This window comes from Buchnera aphidicola (Kurisakia onigurumii) (assembly GCF_039394605.1).
Classification (GTDB): Bacteria; Pseudomonadota; Gammaproteobacteria; order Enterobacterales; family Enterobacteriaceae; genus Buchnera_I; species Buchnera_I aphidicola_B.
Genome location: NZ_CP135033.1, coordinates 455471 through 481102, shown reverse-complemented (window position 1 = coordinate 481102; position 25632 = coordinate 455471). Strand labels below are relative to the sequence as shown.

Genomic DNA, 25632 nt, shown 5'->3' with positions numbered 1-25632 from the left:
AAAATTTTTTTTAATGTTGTATATTTTTTTTATATAAATAATAAACTATATATTTATATATGATATAGAATTTGTTCTTTGAAAGAAAATTTTTATATTAAATTAAAAAAAATAAAAAGTTATTTTTTATAGTGTAATTAAATAGTATATTATTTTTTTTAAAATTATATTTAATATTTTAAAATATATCAATAATTACGATTTTAATTTTTTATAAATATAACATTTTTTACAAAATACGTTATTGTAATAAAAATTTATTATTTTTATTTGTATTTTAATTAAATAAATATATTGTAGTATTAATATGAAATTTAAAATTATATTTCATATTTATTAAATTCTTATATTATTTATTTAGTAATTTAAATATAAATAATATTTTTTATATTCAATAATTTTTATATATCAACATTAATCAAAAATATATATGCAAAATAAAAATAAACCATTTGTTATATTTTTAATTGGTCCTACAGCTGCAGGAAAAACAGATTTTTTATTTAGTATTTATAAATATTTATCTATAGACGTTATTAGTGTAGATTCAGCATTAATATATAAAAATATGGATATTGGAACAGCAAAACCAACTCATCATCAATTAGAAATTATTCCACATAAATTAATTAATATAAAAGATCCTTCAGAAAATTATTCTATTTTTGAATTTAAAAAAGATGTCATGATAGAAATTAATTCAATTATTAAGTCTGGAAGAATTCCTTTTTTAGTTGGAGGAACAATGTTGTATTATCATATTTTAATATATGGTTTGCATTTTTTACCTTCTAAAAGTGAATCTTTTCGTAAAAAAATTTATAACTTTATTAAAAAAAATAACAGAAGTAATATTATTCATTCTTTTTTAAAAAAAGTAGATCCTATTTCTGCGGATAATATTCATGTTAATGATCATATTAGATTAGTAAGATGTTTAGAAATATATTTTTTAACAGGAAATCCAGCAAGTATTTTAAAGAAAAAAAAGTGTATTTTTCCTTATCGAATTATTCAATTCGGTTTAGTAACAATGAATCGAGAATTATCTTACAGAAATATAACAAATCGATTTGAACAAATGTTAAAATTAGGTTTTGAAGAAGAAGTATTTAAATTGTTTCAAAGAAAAGATTTAGGAATACATCTTCCTTCTATTCGTTCTGTAGGATATTTTCAAATGTGGAAATATTTAAATGGTGAAATAAATTATTTTGAAATGAAAAATCAAGCAATTTATGCTACATGCCATTTGTTTAAAAAACAAATGACTTGGTTACGAAATTGGAAAAATATTAATTTTTTATCTTCTGAAAACAAAAATTTATCTGTTAAGACTATTTTAACTATTTTATATAAATTAAATAAAAATTTGAATTAATATTTTTATCATATTTTTAAATAGTAAATATTTTAAATTTTTACTATTAAAATTATATTCATGTAACAAAAATTATATAATAAAAATATTTTTTTAATAAAATATTTGTTATATTTTTAAAATTAAATCAAAAATTATTCTTTTTTTTAGATAAAAAAATATATTTTATGAATGAATTAGATGATAAATTATATTTATAAAATTTTTATATTTATGAATTTAAATATAAAATTTATAAGAAATATTTACAAAATAATAATATATGTGGTTTTAACATAAATTAAAAATTTAATATGTATTACAGAACATAACAATAATTTATTATTTTTAATTTTTTTATTTTTATTTTGATAAAATTATAAAATAATTACTTTTAGAACGTTATATATTTTGTAAAAATATATATATTTAATGTATTAATTTAATTTTTTTTTGAATAATATATTCAATATAAACTATTTTTTTTAAAAATTATTTTTAATTGAATATTGTAATATTATTACATATTTATTATTAATATAAATCTTTAATAGAAGAGACTGTAAAAAAAATGATTAATAATATAGCAATAGTGGGAATGCAGTGGGGAGATGAAGGAAAAGGAAAAATAGTTGATTTATTGTCTAAGAAATCTAATTATATAGTTAGATATCAAGGAGGAAATAATGCTGGTCATACTATTGTAATTGATAAAAAAAAAACAATTTTACATTTAATTCCATCAGGTATTTTACATGATAAAACAATATGTATTATTGGAGATGGTGTAGTAGTATCTCCAGAGTTTTTAATAGAAGAAATAAAAAATATTAATAAAAGTAATATATCAATAAAAAATAGACTTTTTTTGTCTCATAATTGTACAATTATATTGCCTTATCATATATTTATTGATCGTGCTAGAGAAAAATTTCAGGGAAAAAGTTCTATTGGAACAACAGAAAAGGGAATTGGTCCTGCATATGAAGATCAAGTAGCTAGAAGAGGTTTACGCATTGGAGATTTAAAATATCCAAATTATTTTTCTAAAAAATTAAAAGAAATTTCTATTTATTATAACAGTCAACTAATCAATTTATATAATCAAGAAGCAATTGATTATAATTTTATTTTGGAAAATATATTAAAATATAAAAAACAAATTTTAGAAATTACTGCTGATACATCTTCAATTTTAATAAATGCAAAAAAGAAAAATAAAAAAATTATTTTTGAAGGAGCTCAAGGATCATTGTTAGATATTCATCATGGAACATATCCTTATGTCACTTCTTCTAATACGACTGTTAGTGGTATATTTTCTGGTACTGGATTAGGTCCTTTTAAATTAGATTATGTTCTAGGAATAACAAAAGCGTATTCTACGAGAGTAGGATCTGGTCCTTTTCCCACTGAATTATTTAATGATATTGGAAATCATTTTTTTAAAAAAGGAAATGAAATTGGTTCTACTACGGGAAGAAGGAGAAGAACCGGATGGATGGATTTAGTATTATTATCTCAATCAATTCAGATTAATTCAGTTAATGGATTATGTTTAACAAAAATAGATATATTAGATGAGTTAGAAGAGATAAAAGTTTGTATTGGATATCAAAGTATAGATAATAAAAAAATTACTAATATTCCTTGTTCTATATGTGCTTGGGAAAAATTAGTACCTATATATAAAACGTTATCTGGATGGAAAAGTAGCACTTTGGGAATAAATAAATTTCAACATTTACCCGAAGAAGCAAAAAATTTTGTTTATTTTATTGAAAAATTTACAAAAATTTCTATAGATATTATTTCCACTGGACCAGATCGAAATCATACAATAATTTTACGAAATATATTTTAATATTTTTTATACATGAATTTAATTATGAAAAAAGTAAAAATTTTAAAAAATTTATTATATTAATAAAAATTAAATATATTTTATTATTTGGAATTTTCTTATGAATCACAGTTCAGACAAGTTTTTAAAAATATATAAAGGTTGTAATATAAATTCATTAATCAGAAAAAATATTTTATTATGGTTTTTTGAAAAAAATATTCCTATAACTAAAAAAAAACTATCTGACTTAATTGGAATTAAAGGAATACGACAAAATAATAAATTTAATTTACAATTAAAAAAAATGATTTTAAAAAAAGAATTAAGAATATCAAAAAAATTATATTTTTTTAATTTTAATTTTAACTCTTTTATTATAGGACAAGTAATAGGAAATTCTAATAGATATGGGTTTTTAAAAAAAAAAAATAGTGAAGATTTGTTTTGGATATCAGAAAAGGAAATGAATTTTTGTATTCATAAAGATATTGTTTTATCTTATATTATAAAAAAAAAAAAGAAAAAAGAAGTGAAGTTATTATTTTAAAAGTATTAAATTTTAATTCTGATTCTATTATTAGTACTTACTATTGTGATAAAAAAATACCATATGTTATTCCAATAGAATCTAATTTATGTTTTACAATTTTTATAAAAGATATAAAAAATTTTATTTGTCACCATAAAAATATTGTTTTAGTAAAATTATATCGAAATAAATTTACTAATGTAAAAAAAATTAAAGGCAAAATAATTCGTTTATTAGGTAATACAATGAATTCTAAAGTAGTTCATGATATTACTTTACTTCGGAATTCTATTCCTTATAAATGGAATAAAAAAATATATAAGCAAGTTAATGGAATAAAAAAAAAAAAAAATATTTTTCATAAAAAAAATAGGTATGATTTTAGACATATTCCTTTTGTTACCATCGATGATAAAGACGCATATGATTTTGATGATGCAGTTTATTGTGAAAAAAATTCTGATAACAGTTGGTTTATATTCGTTGCAATATCAGATGTAAGTCATTTTGTTAAAACTGGAACTCCTATAGATATAGAAGCTAAAAAAAGAGGTATGTCTTTATATTTACCATTACAAGTTATATCTATGCTTCCTGATAAGTTATCCACTGATATTTGTTCTCTTAAACCTAATACTGATAGGTTTGCATTGGTCTGTAAAATTCATTTATCTAAATCTGGTGATTTATTAAATTATAAATATTTTAAAAGTATAATATGTTCTAAAGAACGATTAACTTATTCTCAAATTTTAAAAATTTGGAATAAAAATAAAAAATTAAATTTTATATCTAAAAATTTTTTTTATTCTAAAAAAAATTTTTTTGACTTATATTTAGTTTTAAAAAAATCAAGTTTATTAAAGAATAAAATTCCCTTTGAAAATCATGATTCTAAGATAATTACAAATAAAAATTTAAATGTTATAAACATTATAAATAAAAATAGAAATATAATACATGAATTTATAGAATTATGTATGATTTTAACAAATTATACAGCATCTGATTTATTGTTAAAAAACAAAGAAATAGGAATTTTTAGGGTTCATAATCATCCAAAAAAAGATCGTATTATAGAAATAAATTTTATTTTAAAAAAATTAAATCTTCCTTTATTGAATACAGTTAGTATAAATTCTTCTGAATATGTATTTTTATTGAAAAATATTGCTAAAAAATATAATTATAATTTTATACAAAATATATTACTACGTTCTATGAAAAAAGCTGTATATAATCCAATTAATAAAGGTCATTTTGGATTATCATTAAAAAAATATACACATTTTACATCTCCTATCAGAAGATATTCAGATTTATTCATACATAGAATAATAAAAGATATTATTAAAAAAAATGAAAATAATTATAATTATTATGATATAAAAAAAATGTGTGATCATTTATCTTCTGTTGAAAAAAATATTGATTATACAGAAAGATGGATATCTGATTGGATGAAAAAAAGTTTTTTGAAGAATTATATAGGATGCATTTTTTTTGGATTTATTTCTAATATAAATAAATATAGTTATTATATCAAACTAAATTATTTTTTTATTGAAGGAATAATTCGTACTTCGAAAAAAAATCAAACATTTTTTTGTGATATAAATAATAAAAAAATATTTTTTAAAAAAGGATCTGTATATTTTTTAGGAGATTATATAACTGTTAAAATAAAATCAATAAATTTACAAGATAACGAAATAGAATTATCTATGGTATAATTTTTTAAAATTTTAAAAATATAAAAATTACTATTTTATATTTTTGATGATAATATGAAAATATTTTATATTTTTTTATAAAAAAGTTTATTTTATTTAAATTTTTAATAATTATTTAAATTAATTTTTCAAAAAAGGTTTGTATTATGAAACATTACGAAATTGTATTAATTATTCATCCAGATTATAGTGAAAAATTGGTTGAATTAAAAAAAGAAATCACTGATTTTATTATTTTAAAACAAGGAAAGATTCATCGAGTAGAAGATTGGGGTAGAAGACAATTAGCTTATCCTATTAAAAAAATATACAAAGCTTATTATATTTTAATGAATATTGAAATTCTTACTTCAGAAATCAATTATTTAGAAAACAAATTTCGTTTTAATGATATGATAATTAGAAATTTAATTCTTACAACAAAAAATGCTGTAACAGATATATCTCCTATTTTAAAATCTATAGATGATTCTAAAAATAGTAATGTTGAATTAAAAAAATAAAATTTTTTATATTTTAGTATTTTTACTATATCAAATATATTTATATTAAATTTAAAATATTAATTAATTTAATAAGGATAAAAATTGCAATGATTCGATATTTTAGAAGAAGAAAATTTTGTAGATTTACTACAGAAAAAATAAAAGAAATAGATTACAAAGATATAAATATTTTAAAAAATTATATCACTGAGAGTGGAAAAATTGTTCCAAGTCGTATTACTGGAACTAAATCTAGATATCAGCGTCAGTTGGCAAAAGCGATTAAAATATCTCGTTATTTATCTTTGTTACCATATACAGATCAACATAAATAATTTTTTAATAAAAATATATGTAAAAAGGGTATTTTGTATGAAAATTATTCTTATTTCAACAGTACAAAAAATAGGAAGTAAAGGAGATTGTGTAAATGTTAAATCTGGATATGCTCGAAATTTTTTAATTCCTAAAGGAAAAGCTATTTTAGCTACAAAAGAAAATATAAATTTTTTTCATGAAAAGCAAAAAATACATGAAAAAAAATTGAACAAAAAAATATCATTATCCAAAGAAAAAATTAATCAAATAAAAAAAATACAACCAATTATAATTTATGCTAAATCAGGAGAAGAGGGAAAATTATTTGGTTCTATAGGTATTCGAGACATTTATAAATCTGTTTTAAAATTAGGTATTCAGGTAGAAAAAAATAATTTTAAATTAAGAAAAGGTAAGCTAAGAACTATTGGTGAACACAATATTATATTTCAACCTCATACCGATCTATTTTGTAATGTAATTATAAAAATAGTTGCAGAAAAATCTTAATTATTTATTTATTCATAATAAAATAGTTATTATTATTTTTTTTATTATTTAATAATAAACTTATTTTTAATAAATATACTATACAATTTTATATAGGTAGAATAGAATGTAAGCTCTTAAAATTTTTTGCGTAATTATATATTAATTATATAAATAAAAGAGTTATTTTATAATGATAGAAGAATTATTAAATATATCAAAACAAGCTGGACAATCTATATTAAAAATATATAAAAAACATTTATTTTTTAACAATAAAATAACTATAAAAAATAAAATAGATAATTCTCCTGTTACTAATGCTGATATATTATCACACAACATTATTTATAATAATCTTGTGAAATTGTATCCAGATATTCCTGTAATATCAGAAGAATCTAATATGAATAGTTTATTAAATGTTAAAAAAAAAAATTTGTATTGGTTAGTTGATCCTTTGGATGGTACGAAAGAATTTATTAACAAAAATAATGAATTTACTGTTAATATTAGTTTAATAAAAAATGGTAATCCTATAATTGGTGTAATTTATGTTCCATTTTTTAATGTTTTCTATTATTCATATAAAAATGAATCATGGATAATTAATTCAAATAATTGTAGAAAAAAAATTTTTGTAAAAAAAAAAAAAATTGCAACAGTATTAACTAGCAGAACACACACTGACAAAAAAATAAATAAATACTTAGAATCTATACCATATGATAAAATTATTAAAATTGGTTCATCTTTAAAATTTTGTCATTTAGCTGAAGGAAAAGCACAATTATATCCTCGATTTGGAAATATCCATACTTGGGATATTGCCGCAGGTCATTCTATATTATTAGGCGCAAAAGGATATTTACATTCTTTGTCTGATGATAAAAAATCAATTAATTATTCTCTAACAGGGAATAAATCTGATTTTTTAATTAAAACAGGATTTATTGCAAGTTCCTTTTAATGATACTAATAATTAAAATATTAATTTAAATTATGAAAAAAAAAATAGATGTAAAAATAATAGATCCTAGAATAGGAAAAGAGTTTCCTTTTTTGAAATATGAAACTACAGGATCTTCTGCTTTGGATTTAAGAGCATGTTGTAAAAAAATGGAAATATTGAAATATAAAGAAACTATATTAATACCGACAGGAGTATCTATTTATATTTCTGATCCTTTGATCACTGGAATGGTATTTCCTAGATCAGGTTTAAGTCATAAATATGGAATTATATTATCAAATTCAATTGGATTGATTGATTCTGATTATCAAGGAGAATTAATGCTGTCTATTTATAACAGAAATAAAAATTTTTCTTTTTTTATTAAACCAGGAATGAGAATAGCTCAAATATCTTTTTTTAATATTATTAGACCAGTTTTTAATATTGTGTCGGATTTTAAAGATTCTAATAGTGAGAGAGGAATTTGTGGTTTTGGCCATACTGGATATTTATAAATTTTTATATTTAATATAATTTTTTGAATATTTTAATATTTAAAAAAAAATAAAAAATTTATTTTGGCCCTTGCTGGATTTGAACCAGCGACCTAGCGATTATGAGTCGCGTGCTCTAACCACTGAGCTAAAGGGCCGAATTAAAATAATTATAAATCAATTTTAATATATTATCTACATAAAAATTAATTTTTTTAATTTTTTTAAAAATTATTAAAAAAAATATTTTTTTTTTGACAAATATAATAATACGTAGTAACATTAAATATATTCCTCTGTAGTTCAGTTGGTAGAACGGCGGACTGTTAATCCGTATGTCACTGGTTCGATCCCAGTCGGAGGAGATAAAAATTTTTAAACATATATTTTATGTATATATAATATTAATGAATAAAATTATAAATAAAAAAAAATATTTTTTGTTTTATGATTATGAAACATTTGGAACAAATTTTAATTTAGATAAACCCAGTCAATTTTCTTGTGTTAGAACTGATCAAAATTTTAATATTATAAAAAAATATAATACCTATTATTGTTTCCCTCCAAATGATTATTTACCTAATATAGATGCAATATTATTAAATAAAATAACACCTCAAATAACTTTTAAAAAAGGTATCAATGAATTTTATTTTTCTAAAAAAATATATTCTATATTTAATAAAAAAAATACTTGTATATTAGGATTTAATAATATTCAATTTGATGATGAGTTTACTAGAAATATTTTTTATAGAAATTTACTTGATCCTTATTCTTGGAGTTACAGAAATAATAACTCTAAGTGGGATGTATTGAATTTAGTTCGGGCTTGTTTTGTTTTAAGACCTGAGGGTATTGTTTGGCCTATAGATAAATTTGGTTTTGTTAGTTTAAAATTAGAAAATTTAGCACATTGTAATAAAATAAATGATTTTATTGCCCATGATTCACTATCTGATGTTTTTGCTACTATTAAAATAGCTAATTTAATTAGTTTAAAACAACCAAAATTATTTAATTTTTTTTTTAAAAATAGATTAAAAAATAACATAATAAATTTTATAAATTATTATAAAAATTTTCCAATATTGTATATTTCTAGTTTTTTTGGAAAAAAAAATAATTATTTTAGTGTTATTAAAATAATTTTTCAGCATCCTAATGAATCAAATATATGGATCGCTTTTGATTTGAGTTATGATATAAAAAATTTTTTATCAAAAATAAAAAAAATAAATTTTGAACAAGATGATATAAAAACACTGTTATCTTACGGTTTAGTTTTATTATACATTAATAAATGTCCTATTTTATCACCTATAAATGTATTAAGAAAACAAGATTTAATACGATTAAATATAAATATTGACTTATATTTATATTATAATTCTTGTTTAAATAATTACTTATTTTTTTTAAAAAATATTTTAAAAAATTATTTTTCTGATTATATTTTTAAAAAAAAAAATATAAATAGTCATGTTGATTCACAAATTTACGAAAATTTTTTTAATTTTTCTGATTTAAAAAAAGCAAAAATAATTCATACGCTTAATCCAAAATATTTTTCATCAATAAAACCTAAATTTTTAGATTCTCGTATGGAAAAATTATTTTTTAACATACGGGCAAGAAATTTTTTTAATACTCTGACTTTACAAGAAAAAAATATATGGATTGATAATTTAAAATGTATTTTTAATAAAAAATATATACTTAATTATTATAAAAAATATTTATTATTAAAAAAAAAAAATTTATTGAATAAAAAAAATATGAAAATATTACATTTTATTTATTTATACTTTTGTAAAACAATTAAATATACATTAAATTTTTAGTTATTTATTTTTTTTAAAAAAAAATATTTTCATTTTTTTTATTATTTTTTTTTGATCTTCTTCTAATAACATATTTAATTTTAATTCATTAATAAGTTTTGTTTGAATTAATATCCATTTTTTCCATGCTTTTTCAGATATTTCATTATAAATTTTTTTTCCTAATTTTCCTGGATAAATTTTTAATTTTTGACCTTCTAGTTCTTTTTTAAAAAAAGAACAAAAAATTATTCTTTTTTTCATTTTTTATTTTTCTCTAATATATTTATTTATATTTAATAATATTTTTTTAATTGGACTTGGAACAGCTATTTTATCATTTTTTAATAAGTTAAACCAAATATAATTGTTTGATAATTTATTTAAATTATAGATATTTTTTTTTTTACATAAAACAATTATAGGTATAATTAGCATGTTGAAATTACTTAATTTATGTATAATTTTTTTTAATTTTTTTATTTTTTTTATTTGTATTTTTTTTTCAATTAACCATTTTTTAATATTTTTGATGGATAAAAATGAAGGAAAACAAAATAATTGATTCCAGATTTTATTTTTTTTTCTTTTTTCTAAAAATACGTAGTTTTTATTTTGTAAAATAATCATAAAATATTTTTTTAATACAATATTTTTTTTATAATTATTTGATTTTTTTATATAAATAATTTTTTTTTTATAACTTATGCAAAAATTTTTTAATGGACAAATAATACATTTTGGATTTATTGGAGTACAAATTAATGATCCAATATCCATTATACCTTGGTTAAATTTATTTGTTTGTTGTATAGGTGTTATTTTTTCAATTACTTTCCATAAATATTTTTTATAATTATTATTTGTATTAATATTTTTAATATAGTAAAATCTTTTTAAAACTCTTTCAATATTAGAATCTAATATTGAGACAAATGAATTAATTGAAAAAGATAAAATAGCACCCGCTGTTGTTTTACCAATTCCTGGTAGTTTAATTAAATCTTTTATTGTATTAGGTAATTTTCCTGAATGTTTTTTTTTAATTATTTTTACTGATTTATATATATTATGAGCTCTTGAGTAATATCCTAAACCAGACCAGTAATATAATATTTGATTTAAATTAGATTTTTCTAGTTTTTTAAAAGATGGAAATTTTTTAATAAATTTATTATAAAATGGTATTACTGTAGAAACTTTTGTTCTTTGTAGCATAATTTCTGATATCCATATTTTATATATTTTATTTGTTTTTTTCCAAGGTAATTCTTTTCTTCCATAAAAATGGAACCAATTAATTATTAATTGAGCTATAGGAGTTTGTATAATCATAATTTTTATTATTATTTAAAATTTTTTAATAATATTATATGTTTTATTTAGAATTTATTCATAATAAATAAATTAATTTAAGGTCATATGAATAAAAATATAGAAATATTTACAAAAAAATATAATAAAAAAGGAACTTTTATCAGAGAAATTCGTAGTTTTGTATTACGACGAAAAAAAAATAATAAATTTTATATAGAATTATTTAAAATTTATTGGTATTTTTGCGGAATAGATTTTTTATATAAAAATATTTTTTTTCAATCTTATTTTAAAAATACGAATCCTGTAATATTAGATATTGGATTTGGATACGGTAACTCTTTGTTAAAAACAGCTATAAAAAATTCTAAAAAAAATTATTTAGGAGTAGAAGTATATTTTCCAGGAATTTTTTATTCTGTACAGAAAATATTTTTTTTAAAATTAAAAAATATAAAAATTATATATCGTGATGTTACTGAAGTTATAAAATATATGATTCCAAACAATACAATATATAAAATACAAATTTTTTTTCCTGATCCTTGGAAAAAGAGAAAACATAATAAAAGAAGGTTATTACAATATTCTTTTTTAAAAAAATTATCTAAAAAAGTTCAATCAGGAGGATTTTTACATATTACCACTGACGATGAATCTTATTCAACATTTATATTGAAAAATTCAAAAAATATTTCTTGTTTATATGATGTTTCTAAAAATGAATTTATAAAAAATAAAATAATTGATCGACCAATTACTAAATTTGAAAAAAAAAGTATTTCTCAAGGTAGAAAAATATTTGATTTGTTATTTATTAAGAAATAAAAATTAATTTAACAAAAAATTTCTAATAATGAATTTAAGAATAATTCTCCTTTTTTAGTAATTTTCCAATATTTATTATCTTCTGTTAAATAACCTTTTTGAATACATTTAAATATATTTTCTTGTATAAATTTTTTATTTATACCTGTAAAATTATACAAATCTTTTTTTAACAAAGGTCTTTTTAATCTCAATTTATTCATAAAAAATTCTAATATTATTTCTTTTGTATCTAAAACGTATTTTTTTTGTAAAAAATTATCATTAATATAATCTCGAATATGTTTGTGTTTTATAGTTCTAATTATTGAATTATTGATTTTATCAGTAATTTTTCCATGCGCTCCACACCCTATTCCTATATAATCTCCAAAATTCCAATAATTTACATTGTGTTTACATTGATATTTTTTTTTACAATACGAAGATATTTCATATTGTATATATCCATTTTTTTTTAGTATTTTATTTCCTTGTCTTATTATTTTTAATTTATTTTTTTCTGAAAGAATATTTAATTTTTTATAGTAAAAAGGAGTATTTGGTTCAATAGTTAATTCATACCAAGAAATATGTGTTGGTTGGAAACTAATAGCTTTTTTTAGGTCTAATATTGCTTCTTCTATTGATTGGTCAGGTAAACTATGCATAATGTCAATATTAAAATTATATATTTTTTTTTTGTTTTTAAATGTATTTAATAATTGAATAATATCTTTTTCCAAATAATTTCTATTTAATTTTTTAATATAATTGTTATTAAATGTTTGTATTCCCAAAGAAATTCTATTGATTCCAATTTTTTGGTATTGTAATATTTTTTTTTTTTCTTTTTCAGAAGGATAAGATTCTATTGTAATTTCAATTTTATAATTAATTAATAATATTGTTTTAATTTTTTTAATTAATTTTTTTAAATTATTTATTGTAAATAAACTAGGAGTGCCTCCTCCTATAAAAATACTATGTATTTTTCTATTTTTAATTAAAGGTAATTCTTGTTTTAAATCTTGTATGAGTAAATCAATATATTTTTTTTCTTCTATTTTTGTTTTAATTGTATAAGAATTAAAATCACAAAAAGGACATTTTTTAGTACACCATGGTATATGTATGTATAAACTAATAGGAATCATATATTTTAATATATCGTAATCATAAGTAATATTTATTGATTTTTAGTATTATTTAAATTTATATTTATAATTTTTTTATAGAAAAAAACCAACTTTCTAATATAATTATTGCAGATAATGCATCAATTTTTTTTTTTTTTAAGTTTTTTTTACCACCTTGATCAAATAAAATAGACTTGGCTTCTTTTGTAGAAAGTTCTTCGTTATGTAATTGTACAGGTATTTTAAACTTTTTATTTATATCGTATGCAAATTTTTTTACTTTTTTATTAATTTTTTTTAATTTTTTATTTTTTTCTATAGGTAATCCTACGATAATTATATCGGGATTCCATTCTTGTAAAAATTTTTTTATAATTATCCAATTAGGAATTCCGTTTTTACAGTATATTGATTTTGAAGTATTAGAAGTACACGTTATATTTTGTCCTACTGCAACACCTATATTTTTTATTCCAAAATCAAAAGCAACAATAATCATTTTTTTTATTTTCTTCTTTTTTTAATTATATATATTTTTTTTTCAATCATATTAATTATTTTTTTTGTAATAGGTATTTTCGTTTCTTTTTCTATTTCAATTATACATGTAGGACTAGTAATATTTATTTCTGTTAAAAAATTTCCGATTATATCTATACCTACGAATAATAAACCTCTTTTTTTTAGTGTTTTAGAGATTTGTTCAACAATATATAAATCATTTTTAGTAATTGGTTGTACTTTTCCTATTCCTCCTGAAGCTAAATTTCCTCTTACTTCTCCTTTTAGAGGTATTCTTGCCAAACAATAAGAAATTGGTTTTCCATTAATTATCAGAATTCGTTTATCTCCATGTTTTATATCTGAAATATAATTTTGTGCTATACAATATCTATTTTCTTTTTTTGTCATTGTTTCAATTATTACGGATATATTTGGATCTCCTTTGGATATTTTAAATATGGAATGTCCTCCCATAGCATCTAAAGGTTTTACTATAATTTCATTATTTTCTTCAATAAATTTTTTTATTTCTTTTTTATTTTTAGAAATTAATGTATTTGGAATTATATTTTTAAAATTACAAGTAAATATTTTTTCATTACAGTTTCTTAAACTTTTAGGTTTATTTATGATTAATACTCCTGTTTTTTCTACAAATTCTAATATGTAAGTACAATAAATAAATTCCATATCAAAAGGAGGATCTTTTCTCATTAAAATTACATCTAAATCAGATAAATTAATTATTTTTTCTTCAATAAAATTAAACCATTTCTTTAAATTATAATTTACTTGGAGTATTTTAGATATTCCATATGCTTTTTTATTTTTCCAAAATATATCTTTTACTTCCATATAAAAAATTTTAAAACCTCTCTTTTGAGATTCTATTAACATTGCAAAAGTTGAATCTTTTTGAACATTGATAGAACTAATTGGATCCATTATTACACCAAGTTTTATATTCATATTTTTATTTTTTCCAGAATTATACATTTAATGATATAAACATTTTATTGTAAATATTTTAAATTATTATTGCAATTTTTTATTTGTAAGATTTTTTTAACGTATTATTTTTGTTATAATATGGGTCTGCATAATTATCAAATCTAGACCAATGTCCATTAAAAGTTAATTTTACTGTTCCTACAGGTCCATTTCTTTGTTTTCCAATTATTATTTCAGCAATTCCTTTGAGATCAGTATCTTCATGATACACTTCGTCGCGATAAATAAACATGATTAGATCTGCATCTTGTTCTAATGAACCAGATTCTCGTAGATCAGAATTTACTGGTCTTTTATCAGATCTTTGTTCTAAAGATCTATTTAATTGAGATAATGCTATAATTGGAACTTGAAGTTCTTTTGATAATGCTTTTAATGTTCTAGAAATTTCAGCAATCTCTAATGCTCTATTTTCAGAAAATGAAGGAACTCTCATTAATTGTAAATAATCAATCATGATTACACTTAACCCTTTATTTTCACGATAAATTCTTCTTGCTCTAGATCGTACTTCGCTAGGTGTTAAAGCAGATGAATCATCTATATAAATGTTCTTTTTTTTTATTAAAATATTAATTGTACTTGAGATACGAGACCAATCTTCGTCATTTAAATTACCTGTTCGTATATTTGCTTGGTTGACTCTTGAAAGAGAAGCTAACATACGCATCATGATTTGTTCAGCGGGCATTTCTAAACTAAATATTAATACAGGTTTTTCATATATCATAGATATATTTTCACATAAATTCATAGCAAAAGTAGTTTTTCCCATAGAAGGTCTAGCTGCTATAATAATCAATTCTGAAGGTTGTAATCCTGACGTTTTTTTATTTAGATCTTGATATCCAGTATTTATTCCAGTAATTCCATTTAATGGAGTATCAAACAGTTTTTCAATTCTAGTAACTGTACTTTCAAGTATTTGAATAATATTTTTAGGTCCAGAATTGTTTCTAAATCTTTTTTCAGCTATTTTAAAAACACTAGATTCAGCATAATCTAATAATTCTTCACTTTTTCTACCTTTAGTGTCATAACCTGATTCTGCAATTTTGTTTGCTACAGATATCATTTCTCTAACTATTGACCTTTCTCTAACAATATCTGCATAAGCAGATATATTAGCTGTACTAGGAGTATTTTTAGATAATTCTGCTAAATAAGAAAAAAAACCTACATTTTTTAATTGTCCTTTTTGTTCTAAAGATTCTGCTAAGGTAATTAAATCAATAGGTTGACCTATTTCTAATAAATATTGCATTTCTTTAAATATAATTTGATGTGGTTTGCTAAAAAAATCTTCATAAACAATTCGTTCGGAAATGGAATCCCATTTATCGTTATCTAACATTAACCCACCTAATACTGATTGCTCCGCTTCTAATGAATGAGGAGGGATTTGCAATCGATGAGTTTGGCGATCATATATTTTATTTATTTTTTTTTTATTTTCCATTTTGATTATGATGTACCAAAATTTAGATATAAATGTATTTATATTATTTTAAAAAAAATAATAAGATATGTTTTTACAAAAAATTAATTACAGTATTTAAAATTTTATTTAATTTTTTTTTTTCAATTTTATTTTTTTGAATGCATTTATTTATTTTTTGTTTCCAAATAGAAGATTTATTAGTTTTATATAATAATCCTGCTAGTGGTCTAAGAATTTTCCTTATAGGGAAATTATTTGATAATTGTTCATTAATATATTCATTGATAAGAGTAGTGATATTATTTTTTTTTTTTTTGTTTTTTTTTATAAATAATATTGTCAATGTTATTTAATAGTAATGGATTTTTATAAATCATCCTTCCGATCATGACTCCATCTACTTTTTTTAAATGTTGAATAGATTTTTTTATAGAATTGATTTCTCCATTAATGATTATTGTTGTATTAGGAAAATCTTTTTTTATTTTATAAACATAATCATATTTTAAAGGTGGTATAGTACGGTTATTTTTTGGAGAAAATCCATTTAATATAGCTATTCTTGCATGAATAAAAAAAATTTTACAAGATGTTTTTTCTGTAATTTCATAAATAAAATTTTTTAAGAATGCATATTCATTATTGTTTTCTATTCCTATTCTTGTTTTGATACTTATTTTTATAGATACGGAATCTTCTATGGATTTTATCAAATCTAGTACTGTATTAATATTTTTCATTAAGTATATTCCGAAATTTCCTTTTTCAGAAGATTTAGAAGGACATCCTATATTTAAATTGATTTCTTTATAATTTTTATCATATATTATTTTAGAACATTTTGATAAATCTAACGAATTGTTTCCAGCTAATTGCACAATTACAGGATCATGATTTTCTTTATTATATGGAAGTATATAATGATGTTTATTAATCAATTGATTAAAAAGAATCATCTCTGTAAATAAAACTGATTTTTTAGTAAATTTTCTATATAAAACACGACAAGATTCATCAGTATATCTTAACATAGGAGCTACACAGAATTGATATTGTTTTTTTTTTTTATCCATTATTTTTATTCTTAATTATATTAAATATGATATTTTTTACTATATAAAATTTTATTTTATTTGTTAATTATTTTATTTTTTATGATTTTGTCATATTAGTATAATGTAAAGAATTTAAAGCTCAAATAAAAAAAATATTAAAAATATATTTTATTTATTAAAAACATTTAAATATCTTAAAATGTATATTTTAATTAAGTTAAAAATATCATTATTAATATGATAATATATATAAAATAAAAAATATTTATTAGAGGTAATTTACAATGGCGAGCAGAGGAGTTAATAAAGCTATTTTGATAGGACATTTAGGACAAGATCCTGAAGTACGATATATGCCTAATGGAGGTGCTGTAGCAAATATTAACTTAGCAACTTCAGATGTTTGGAGAGATAAAAATACTGGAGAGATGAAAGAAAAAACAGAATGGCATAGAATTGTATTATTTGGAAAATTAGCTGAAATTGCTGGAGAATATTTAAAAAAAGGATCACAAGTATATATCGAGGGATCTATTCAAACAAGAAAATGGCAAGATCAAAATGGAACAGAACGATATACTACGGAAATTATTGTAAATATTGGAGGTACGATGCAAATGTTGGGTACTCGTAATTCTAATTCTTCTAATTATTCTTCTTCTATACCAGTAAATAAAAAAGATAACAAAAATATAATATCTGATAGAAATTATAAAAAAAATATTATTAATAATAATGATTTAAAAAAAATTGATAAATATAAAAAAGATTCTATTCAATCTTCTGATAATAATACTTCAATAAATTTTGATGATGATATTCCTTTTTAAATATTAATTGTAAAAAAATAAAAAAATTATTTTTGTAAAGCCCCATTTTTTAGGGTTTTACAATTTTTTTATATACAGATAATAATTAAAATATTATTTAATATTTTTTATAAAAATTAAAATATGAGAACATATTTCTTCATAATTAAATAATATTAATGTATGTGCTGCTTTTTGTATATTAACACAATTAATATTTTTATTTTCTTTTAATATAAAATATGTTTTATTTGGTATAATAGAATCATATTCTCCTAATATATATAAAATAGGTATGGAAGTATAATAATTAAATTTTCTGAAATCTTCTTCTAAAATTATTTTTAATCCTATTTTTATCGATTTATTTTTCGGTTGACTATGATTTAATAATTTTTTTTTTAAAAAATTATTTTTTTTATATAACATTTGAATTTCTAAAAAATTTTTTATTGTTTTAAAATAATTATTTTTCATGTTTTTATAAATATTATAAAAAATTTTTTTTGAATTACCTGGCCAAGATATTTTTTTGATAAAACATGGAGAAGAAGCAATATTAATTATTCCCAATATTTTTTTAGGAAATTTATTTGCTATTTTATTTACTATTAATCCTCCTAAAGACCAGCCTATCCAAATTGAATTATTTGGACAATTGTATTTTAGAATTCTAATAATATCTTCAATATTATTGACTGTAATATTTAAATTGATTCCATATCCTGGCAAATCTATTAAATATATTTTAAAATATTTATATAAATTTTGAATAATATATATCCATACATTTGAATCAAAAGCCCATCCATGAATTAATATTAAATTGATTTTTCCATTTCCTATTATTTTTAAACGAAATTTTTTCATTTTTATTTTAAAAAAAATATTTGTTTTTGTACGGTACATATTTATTTAATAAATGATATAATCAATATATTCTTAAATAATATTATACATAAAATTTATGTATTTATATAACAATTATTTTTATTGAAAAAAATGCCTATATTTATATCTGAAAATGCAAAAATTTATTTTAAAAATTTATTAAAAAAAGAAAAGAAAAATACTAATTTGCGTATTTTTATTATCAATCCTGGAACTATTAAAGCAGAATGTGGAGTTTCGTATTGTCATTCTAGTGAAATTGAAAAAAATGATATTACAATTAATTATGGAGATTTTCTTTGTTATGTTAATAAGTATGAATTAAAATATTTTAAAAAATCAAAAATTGATATTTCTAAAAAAAATTCTTTAAATTATAAATTAATTTTACATGCTCCTTATGCTAAAAAAAGTTTAGAAAATAAATTTTTTTCAAATATAGAAAAAAAAGTTGATAATTATTTTACAAAAAAAATAAATCCTAATTTGTCTGCCCATGGAGGTCAAATAAAACTAATTAAAATTAATGAAAAAGGTTATGCTTTAGTAGAATTTAGTGGAGGATGTAATGGTTGTTCTATGATTTCAGTAACTTTAAAGGAAGGTATTGAAAAAAATTTTTTAAAAAAATTTTCAGATTTAAAAGGAATTAAAGATATTACCAATCATAAAATAGGATCACATTCTTTTTTTAAATAATTAATAATGCAATATGAATATATTAATCTTATTAAATGTATGTTTTTTCAAAAAAAATCTTTTTAATTTTATAAAATTAGATTTATTTAAAAATAAATTATTATGAATAATTTCAAAAAAAATAAGAATTTACTAGAAGAAATACATAAAAGACGTACTTTTGCTATTATTTCTCATCCGGACTCAGGAAAAACTACCATTACAGAAAAAATATTATTTATTGGAAAAGTAATACATAATACTGGAAGTATTAAACCTAAAAAAAATAAAAAATATACTAAATCAGATTGGATGCATATAGAAAAAAAGCGAGGAATTTCTATTACTACTTCAGTAATGAGATTTATTTATAAAAATAAATTAATTAATTTATTAGATACTCCCGGACATTCGGATTTTTCTGAAGATACATATCGAATTTTAACAGCTGTAGATTGTTGTCTTATGATTATAGATGCTAGTAAAGGAGTTGAAGAACAAACACGTAAATTACTTTCCGTTGCTCGTATGTATAAAAAACCTATCATTACATTTATTAATAAAATTGATAGAGATTTTAAAAATCCAATTAAATTATTAGAAGAAATAGAAAGTGAATTCAACATTATTAGTTCTCCTATAACATGGCCCATTGGAACTGGTTCATTTTTACAAGGAATATATAATTTAAAATCTGAAGAAATTAATTTTTATTCTTCATTTTTTAATAATAGAAGTGATTTAAAAAAAATTACAGGTTTATTTCATCCTCATTTAAAAAATTTTTTTGATTATAATACTATATTAAATATAAGAAGAGAAGTACATTTTCTTAAAAAGAATTTTTTTATTTTTAATAAAAAAGAATTTTTACAAGGTAATTTAACACCAGTTTTTTTTGGAACAGCTTTAAAAAATTTTGGAATAGATCAAGTACTACAAGCTTTAGTAGAATGGGCTCCTAATCCATTATATAGAAGAACAAATATACGTAAAATTTATCCACAAGAATCTAAGTTTTCAGGTTTTATTTTTAAAATACAAGCTAATATGGATTTAAAACATCGAGATAGAATAGCATTTATGAGAATTGTATCAGGAAAATATTTTAAAGGAATAAAAATTAAACAAACTAGAACTTTAAAGAATTTAATCATCAGAGATGCATTTTATTTTTTAGCAGGAGAAAGATATTTTATACAAGAAGCATATCCAGGAGATATTATTGGAATTCATAATCATGGAAATATTCAGATAGGAGACACTTTTACTGAAGGAGAAAAAATAAAATTTTTAGGAATTCCTTATTTTTCTCCAGAAATATTTCGTAAAATTAGATTAAAAAATCCTTTACAACAAAAAAAATTGCTAAAAGGTTTATTTCAATTATCTGAAGAAGGATCTGTGCAGATATTCCGATCCATTCAAAATAATAGTTTAATAATAGGTGTAATTGGTATATTACAATTTGAAATTATTTCAGATCGATTAAGAATGGAATATAATATAGAACCAATTTATGAAAATATTAATATTTGTTGTATTAGATGGATAAGTTCTAAATATGTTGATAAATTAAATTTTTTTAAACAACAAAATGAATCTTATTTAGGTTTAGATAAAGATAATTTATTAATTTATTTTTTTCCAAGTATGATTAATTTAAAAATTATTACTGCTAGAAATAAAGATATTATTTTTTCTAAAACTAGAGAATATCAAATTATGTAGTTTTTAATTTTTATGTTTTTAAAGAATAGTATTTTGATATATTATAATATATTAAAATAAAAAAATAATTAAATAAATATATTATGAAAAAAGTAATTATATTAATACTAGATTCTTTTGGAATAGGATCAACAGAAGATTCTTATAAATTTAGTGATCATGGATCAAACACTTTTGGTCATATTTCTCAATTTTGTCATATGCAATATTTATATGGAAAAAGGAATAAATTGCATATTCCTAATTTAATTTCTCTAGGTTTAGGTTTGTCTTATAAATACATACATTCTGAATTTCCTACTGGAATAAATAATTGTAATAAAAACATTATCGGAAGTTATGGTTATGCAAGTGAAATTTCATCTGGTAAAGATACTATTTCTGGTCATTGGGAAATAGCAGGTGTTCCTGTTTTGTTCAATTGGGATTATTTTAAAAGCACAGAAAATAGTTTTCCTAAAGTTTTGTTAGAAAAAATATTATTTTCTGCAAAAATTAAGGGTATTTTAGGAAATTGTCATTCATCTGGAACGGAAATATTGGAATATTTAGGAGAAAAACACATAAAAACAAAATATCCTATTTTTTATACTTCCTCTGATTCTGTTTTTCAGATAGCATGTCATGAACATATCTTTGGTTTAAAAAATTTATATGAATTATGTTATTTGGTAAGAAAAATTTTAGATGAAAATAATTATAAAATAGCGCGTGTTATTGCTCGTCCTTTTATAGGATATGAAAAAAGAAATTTTATACGTACAAATAATAGAAAAGATTTTTCGATTCCTCCTAGTGATATTACTGTGATGGAAAAACTAATTACTGAACGTCAAGGTTCTGTTATTTCTGTAGGAAAAATATTTGATATTTATTCTGGTGTTGGTATCACAAAGAAAATACAAGCATATGGTAGTAAAAATCTTTTTAGTTCTACTATAAGTGCAATTAAATCATGTAATAAAGATTCAATTATTTTAACTAATTTTGTAGATTTTGATTCTGTATGGGGTCATAGACGTGATGTTTTAGGATATGCTAATGAATTAGAAAAATTTGATGAAATGTTGCCTAATTTATTAAAATTAATTACAAAACAAGATTTATTAATTATTACAGCTGATCATGGTTGTGATCCAACATGGATTGGAACAGATCATACCCGTGAATATATTCCTATATTAATATATAAAAAAAATAATTTGCCTATTTTTATAGGACATAGAAAAACTTTTGCAGATATTAGTCAAACTATTGCAAAATATTTTTGTTTAAGCAAAATGAATTATGGGAAAGAAATAATAATATAAAAAAATATAACATAAAAATAAATGTTTTTATTGTCAATAAATAAGAGAATTTTAATGTCTTCAAATCATATAAATGCTCAAAAAAAAGATATTTCTGATAAAATAATCATAGCAGGAGATCCTGTTAGAGTAAAAAATATAGCATATAATTATTTGCAAGATGTAATTAAAATAAATACAATACGTTATATGTTAGGGTATACTGGTTATTATAAAAATGTTCGAATATCTATTTTAAGTCATGGAATGGGGATCCCATCTGTATCAATTTATTTAACGGAATTAATAGAATTTTATAATGTAAAAAAGATTATTAGAATAGGAACATGTGGAAGTGTATTACATAATATACAATTAAATGATATTATAATTGCAATAGGGGCATGTACGGATTCTAATATAAATCGAATTAGATTTAATAATTATGATTTTTCTGCAGTAGCTAATTTTAAATTGGTTTTAGATGCATATAAGATATCAAAAAAATTAAATATACCTGTACATATAGGAAATGTGTTTACCACTGATTTATTTTATCAGAAAGATAAAAAAATTATAAATATAATTAAAGAACACCGTATTTTAGGTATTGAAATGGAAACTGCAGGAATTTATTTTTTATCATCTTTGTATAATATAGATTCTTTATCTGTTTGTACTGTTTCAGATCATATTGAAAGTGGTGAAAAATTGAGTTATAAAGAAAGGGAATCTATTTTAAATAAAAGTATACAAATAGTATTAGAAACAATTTGTAAATAATTTTTTTTTAAAAATATTTTAATGAATTTTATTTTTATTGTAAATTGGTGGTGAGAAAGGGATTCGAACCCTTGATACGAATTTTATTCGTATACACACTTTCCAGGCGTGCTCTTTCATCCTCTCAGACACCTCACCTGTTTACATATTTTAGTTTTAAATTAAAAAATAGCAATAATTTATATTTTTATATATACAGTAAATGTATTGTTTAGTCAAAACTTTCTTGAAATAATAATAAAAAAAATTTAAATATTTTTAATACATAAAGAATTAATTTTGCATATAGTTTATATATAAATTACGTTTTTAATTCAAAAATTTAATCACACATTGTATTGTATAAATAATAAATGAAAAAATATGATAGAAAAAAAAACATTTTTTTAATAGGTCCTATGGGAGCTGGAAAAAGTACTATTGGTCTTTATTTATCTAGAATTTTAAATATGGATTTTTATGATTCTGATAAAGTCATTGAGAAAAATACTGGTGTAGATATAAGTTGGGTGTTTGACATAGAAGGAGAATCTAAATTTAGATTACGAGAAGAAAAAATCATTAATGAGTTAACTCAAAAACAAGGAATTATTTTAGCAACAGGAGGAGGTTCGATACTATCTTATATCAGTAGAAAAAAATTATCTTCTAGAGGTTTAGTAATATATTTATCTACAAGCATTGAAAAACAATTTATACGTACTAAAAATGATAAAAAAAGACCTTTATTAAATTCAAAAAAATCTGTAAAAGATGTATTGAAATATTTATCTTTGGAAAGAAATCCATTATATGAAAGTATTGCTGATGTAACTTTTAGTACTGATTATAAGAACATAAAATCCATTATAAATGATATTTTGAACTATATTCAATATAAATAGTTTATTTGTAATCGAATAAATTAACTTTTTAAAATAGAAAGGTGAACAATATGATTCATAAATTACAGTTAAATTTAAAAAATAATACAGGTTATCCTATTTTTATAGGATCGGAAATATTAAATGATGATATTTTAATAAATTTTTTTACTAAAAAACAAGTATTTGTATTGATAACTAATACTACTATTTCTTCTTTATGGAAGAATAGTTTTGTTGATTTTTTTAAAAAAAATGAAATTAAATTATATGAAATTATTATAGAAGACGGAGAAAAATATAAAAATATAAATGAAGTAGAAAAAGTAATTACTTTTTTACTAAAAAATAATTGTAATAGAAATACTGTTTTAATAGCATTAGGAGGAGGGGTTATAGGAGATTTAACTGGATTTGTTGCTAGTATATATCAAAGAGGTATTAAATACGTTCAAATACCTACTACTTTATTATCTCAAGTAGATGCTTCTCTTGGAGGTAAAACCGGTGTAAATCATGTTTTAGGAAAGAATATGATAGGTTCGTTTTGGCATCCTATGGTTGTATTTTCAGATATTAAATTCTTAAATACTTTACCTCGTCATGAGTTAATTTCTGGAATAGCAGAAATAGTTAAATATGCAATATTATTTGATGAATCATTTTTTCAATGGATAGAAGAAAATTATTTAAAAATAATTAATTTAGATGCATATTATTTATCCTATTGTATTAAAAAATGTTGCGAATGGAAAATTAAGATTGTTTCAGAAGATGAAAGAGAAAATAACAATCGTGCTTTACTTAATTTAGGTCATACATATGGTCATGCTATTGAATCTTATATGAATTATAAAAAGTGGCTTCATGGAGAAGCGGTTTCAGTAGGTATGGTAATTGCAGCTCGTACTGCAGAAATTTTAGGTGTAATTACATCTAAGCATGTTAATAGAATTATATTTTTACTTAAAAATATTGGTCTTCCTGTAAGAGCTCCAAAAAGAATGAATATAGAAGATTATATGATGTATATGATTAATGATAAAAAATTATTGTCGAATAAAAAAATTAGATTAATTTTACCAACAGGAATAGGAGTAGCTAAAATTTTTAATGATGTAGATCATAATACTATATTTAAAGCAGTAGAATTATCTAAATTATAAAATTATAATTTTTAAATTATGGTAATATATTTTTATGTATAAATTGTATAAGTAAATTTTGTATAATTTAATATTTCATATTTTTAATAAGTACAATAATTATGGTGTTTCAT

Annotated in this window: 26 protein-coding genes and 3 tRNA genes; 19 read left to right on the top strand and 10 right to left on the bottom strand. The window is 20.1% G+C overall.

Translation table 11 applies throughout. The features are described 5' to 3' along the window. Positions 1-466 precede the first annotated feature (466 nt). The 9 genes from miaA (at position 467) to dut (ending at position 8230) form a co-directional block, all read left to right on the top strand. Positions 467-1381: a tRNA (adenosine(37)-N6)-dimethylallyltransferase MiaA gene (gene miaA / locus RJU59_RS02260; protein ID WP_428994335.1), complete on the top strand. Its 915-nt coding sequence runs from the start codon at positions 467-469 to the stop codon at positions 1379-1381. Positions 1382-1931: 550 nt separating this feature from the next. After that, positions 1932-3224: an adenylosuccinate synthase gene (locus RJU59_RS02255; protein WP_343155134.1), complete on the top strand. Its 1293-nt coding sequence runs from the start codon at positions 1932-1934 to the stop codon at positions 3222-3224. 100 nt (positions 3225-3324) lie between these two features. Beyond that, positions 3325-3753, top strand: coding sequence for a hypothetical protein (locus RJU59_RS02250; protein ID WP_343155133.1), 429 nt, complete (start codon positions 3325-3327; stop codon positions 3751-3753). Beyond that, positions 3702-5468, top strand: a complete 1767-nt coding sequence (locus RJU59_RS02245) for a VacB/RNase II family 3'-5' exoribonuclease (RefSeq protein WP_343155331.1) — start codon at positions 3702-3704, stop codon at positions 5466-5468. The genes RJU59_RS02250 and RJU59_RS02245 overlap by 52 nt, the downstream gene beginning before the upstream one ends. A gap of 146 nt (positions 5469-5614) precedes the next feature. Beyond that, positions 5615-5971 (top strand): 30S ribosomal protein S6, encoded by a 357-nt coding sequence (rpsF, locus tag RJU59_RS02240; protein ID WP_343155132.1) that lies wholly within the window; start codon positions 5615-5617, stop codon positions 5969-5971. Between the two features lie 89 nt (positions 5972-6060). Next, a complete protein-coding gene (rpsR, locus tag RJU59_RS02235; RefSeq protein WP_343128579.1) occupies positions 6061-6288 on the top strand; it encodes a 30S ribosomal protein S18 in 228 nt (75 codons plus the stop codon). A 37-nt stretch (positions 6289-6325) separates the two neighbouring features. After that, positions 6326-6781 (top strand): 50S ribosomal protein L9, encoded by a 456-nt coding sequence (gene rplI / locus RJU59_RS02230; RefSeq protein ID WP_343155131.1) that lies wholly within the window; start codon positions 6326-6328, stop codon positions 6779-6781. Positions 6782-6953: 172 nt separating this feature from the next. Further along, positions 6954-7730 carry a 3'(2'),5'-bisphosphate nucleotidase CysQ gene (gene cysQ / locus RJU59_RS02225; protein ID WP_343155130.1) on the top strand — a complete coding sequence of 259 codons (777 nt, stop codon included), beginning with the start codon at positions 6954-6956 and terminating at the stop codon, positions 7728-7730. 32 nt (positions 7731-7762) lie between these two features. After that, the gene (dut, locus tag RJU59_RS02220) at positions 7763-8230 is read left to right on the top strand and encodes a dUTP diphosphatase (protein WP_343128576.1); all 468 of its coding nucleotides are present in this window, start codon (positions 7763-7765) and stop codon (positions 8228-8230) included. A gap of 64 nt (positions 8231-8294) precedes the next feature. Here dut and RJU59_RS02215 read toward each other — a convergent pair. Continuing rightward, positions 8295-8367, bottom strand: a tRNA-Ile gene (locus tag RJU59_RS02215). Between the two features lie 134 nt (positions 8368-8501). On the opposite strand from RJU59_RS02215, the gene RJU59_RS02210 reads away from it, so the two are divergent. Together RJU59_RS02210 and sbcB are read left to right on the top strand one after the other, a co-directional pair. Beyond that, positions 8502-8574: transfer RNA gene (locus RJU59_RS02210), tRNA-Asn, on the top strand. 42 nt (positions 8575-8616) lie between these two features. Beyond that, entirely contained in the window at positions 8617-10056 is a 1440-nt protein-coding gene (gene sbcB / locus RJU59_RS02205; RefSeq protein WP_343155129.1) for an exodeoxyribonuclease I, read from the top strand. Here the strand turns inward: sbcB and RJU59_RS02200 are convergent, their stop codons facing one another. Together RJU59_RS02200 and mutY are read right to left on the bottom strand one after the other, a co-directional pair. Next, positions 10057-10299: an oxidative damage protection protein gene (locus tag RJU59_RS02200; RefSeq protein WP_343128574.1), complete on the bottom strand. Its 243-nt coding sequence runs from the start codon at positions 10297-10299 to the stop codon at positions 10057-10059. Between the two features lie 3 nt (positions 10300-10302). After that, complete coding sequence (gene mutY / locus RJU59_RS02195; RefSeq protein ID WP_343155128.1) at positions 10303-11370, bottom strand: A/G-specific adenine glycosylase; 1068 nt, start codon at positions 11368-11370, stop codon at positions 10303-10305. Between the two features lie 87 nt (positions 11371-11457). Between mutY and trmB the strand changes: the two genes are divergently transcribed. Then, positions 11458-12180 (top strand): tRNA (guanosine(46)-N7)-methyltransferase TrmB, encoded by a 723-nt coding sequence (gene trmB, locus RJU59_RS02190; protein ID WP_343155127.1) that lies wholly within the window; start codon positions 11458-11460, stop codon positions 12178-12180. Positions 12181-12188: 8 nt separating this feature from the next. Here trmB and hemW read toward each other — a convergent pair whose 3' ends face one another. The 5 genes from hemW to dusA all read right to left on the bottom strand — a co-directional run bounded on the left by hemW (position 12189) and on the right by dusA (position 17327). Further along, the gene (hemW, locus tag RJU59_RS02185; RefSeq protein WP_343155126.1) at positions 12189-13316 is read right to left on the bottom strand and encodes a radical SAM family heme chaperone HemW; all 1128 of its coding nucleotides are present in this window, start codon (positions 13314-13316) and stop codon (positions 12189-12191) included. A gap of 64 nt (positions 13317-13380) precedes the next feature. Then, positions 13381-13797 (bottom strand): Holliday junction resolvase RuvX, encoded by a 417-nt coding sequence (ruvX, locus tag RJU59_RS02180; RefSeq protein WP_343128570.1) that lies wholly within the window; start codon positions 13795-13797, stop codon positions 13381-13383. A gap of 5 nt (positions 13798-13802) precedes the next feature. Then, a complete protein-coding gene (gshB, locus tag RJU59_RS02175; protein ID WP_343155125.1) occupies positions 13803-14771 on the bottom strand; it encodes a glutathione synthase in 969 nt (322 codons plus the stop codon). A 79-nt stretch (positions 14772-14850) separates the two neighbouring features. After that, positions 14851-16272, bottom strand: a complete 1422-nt coding sequence (gene dnaB / locus RJU59_RS02170) for a replicative DNA helicase (RefSeq protein ID WP_343128568.1) — start codon at positions 16270-16272, stop codon at positions 14851-14853. A gap of 281 nt (positions 16273-16553) precedes the next feature. Continuing rightward, the gene (gene dusA / locus RJU59_RS02165; RefSeq protein WP_343155124.1) at positions 16554-17327 is read right to left on the bottom strand and encodes a tRNA dihydrouridine(20/20a) synthase DusA; all 774 of its coding nucleotides are present in this window, start codon (positions 17325-17327) and stop codon (positions 16554-16556) included. Between the two features lie 266 nt (positions 17328-17593). Between dusA and ssb the strand changes: the two genes are divergently transcribed. After that, positions 17594-18139, top strand: a complete 546-nt coding sequence (gene ssb, locus RJU59_RS02160) for a single-stranded DNA-binding protein (RefSeq protein WP_343155123.1) — start codon at positions 17594-17596, stop codon at positions 18137-18139. Between the two features lie 93 nt (positions 18140-18232). Here the strand turns inward: ssb and RJU59_RS02155 are convergent, their stop codons facing one another. Further along, positions 18233-18988 (bottom strand): alpha/beta fold hydrolase, encoded by a 756-nt coding sequence (locus tag RJU59_RS02155; protein ID WP_343155122.1) that lies wholly within the window; start codon positions 18986-18988, stop codon positions 18233-18235. Between the two features lie 132 nt (positions 18989-19120). Between RJU59_RS02155 and RJU59_RS02150 the strand changes: the two genes are divergently transcribed. From RJU59_RS02150 to deoD, 4 genes are all read left to right on the top strand, one after another. Beyond that, positions 19121-19708 carry a NifU family protein gene (locus RJU59_RS02150; RefSeq protein ID WP_343155121.1) on the top strand — a complete coding sequence of 196 codons (588 nt, stop codon included), beginning with the start codon at positions 19121-19123 and terminating at the stop codon, positions 19706-19708. 102 nt (positions 19709-19810) lie between these two features. Then, a complete protein-coding gene (locus RJU59_RS02145) occupies positions 19811-21418 on the top strand; it encodes a peptide chain release factor 3 (RefSeq protein ID WP_343155120.1) in 1608 nt (535 codons plus the stop codon). Positions 21419-21501: 83 nt separating this feature from the next. Continuing rightward, on the top strand, positions 21502-22728 hold the full coding sequence (locus tag RJU59_RS02140) for a phosphopentomutase (RefSeq protein WP_343155119.1): 1227 nt from the start codon (positions 21502-21504) through the stop codon (positions 22726-22728). A gap of 54 nt (positions 22729-22782) precedes the next feature. Beyond that, positions 22783-23490, top strand: a complete 708-nt coding sequence (gene deoD, locus RJU59_RS02135; RefSeq protein WP_343155118.1) for a purine-nucleoside phosphorylase — start codon at positions 22783-22785, stop codon at positions 23488-23490. A 45-nt stretch (positions 23491-23535) separates the two neighbouring features. Here deoD and RJU59_RS02130 read toward each other — a convergent pair. Next, positions 23536-23628, bottom strand: a tRNA-Ser gene (locus RJU59_RS02130). 215 nt (positions 23629-23843) lie between these two features. Between RJU59_RS02130 and aroK the strand changes: the two genes are divergently transcribed. Both aroK and aroB read left to right on the top strand, forming a co-directional pair. Next, positions 23844-24374 carry a shikimate kinase AroK gene (gene aroK / locus RJU59_RS02125; RefSeq protein ID WP_343155117.1) on the top strand — a complete coding sequence of 177 codons (531 nt, stop codon included), beginning with the start codon at positions 23844-23846 and terminating at the stop codon, positions 24372-24374. Between the two features lie 50 nt (positions 24375-24424). Continuing rightward, positions 24425-25519: a 3-dehydroquinate synthase gene (gene aroB, locus RJU59_RS02120; protein ID WP_343155116.1), complete on the top strand. Its 1095-nt coding sequence runs from the start codon at positions 24425-24427 to the stop codon at positions 25517-25519. Positions 25520-25632 lie beyond the last annotated feature (113 nt).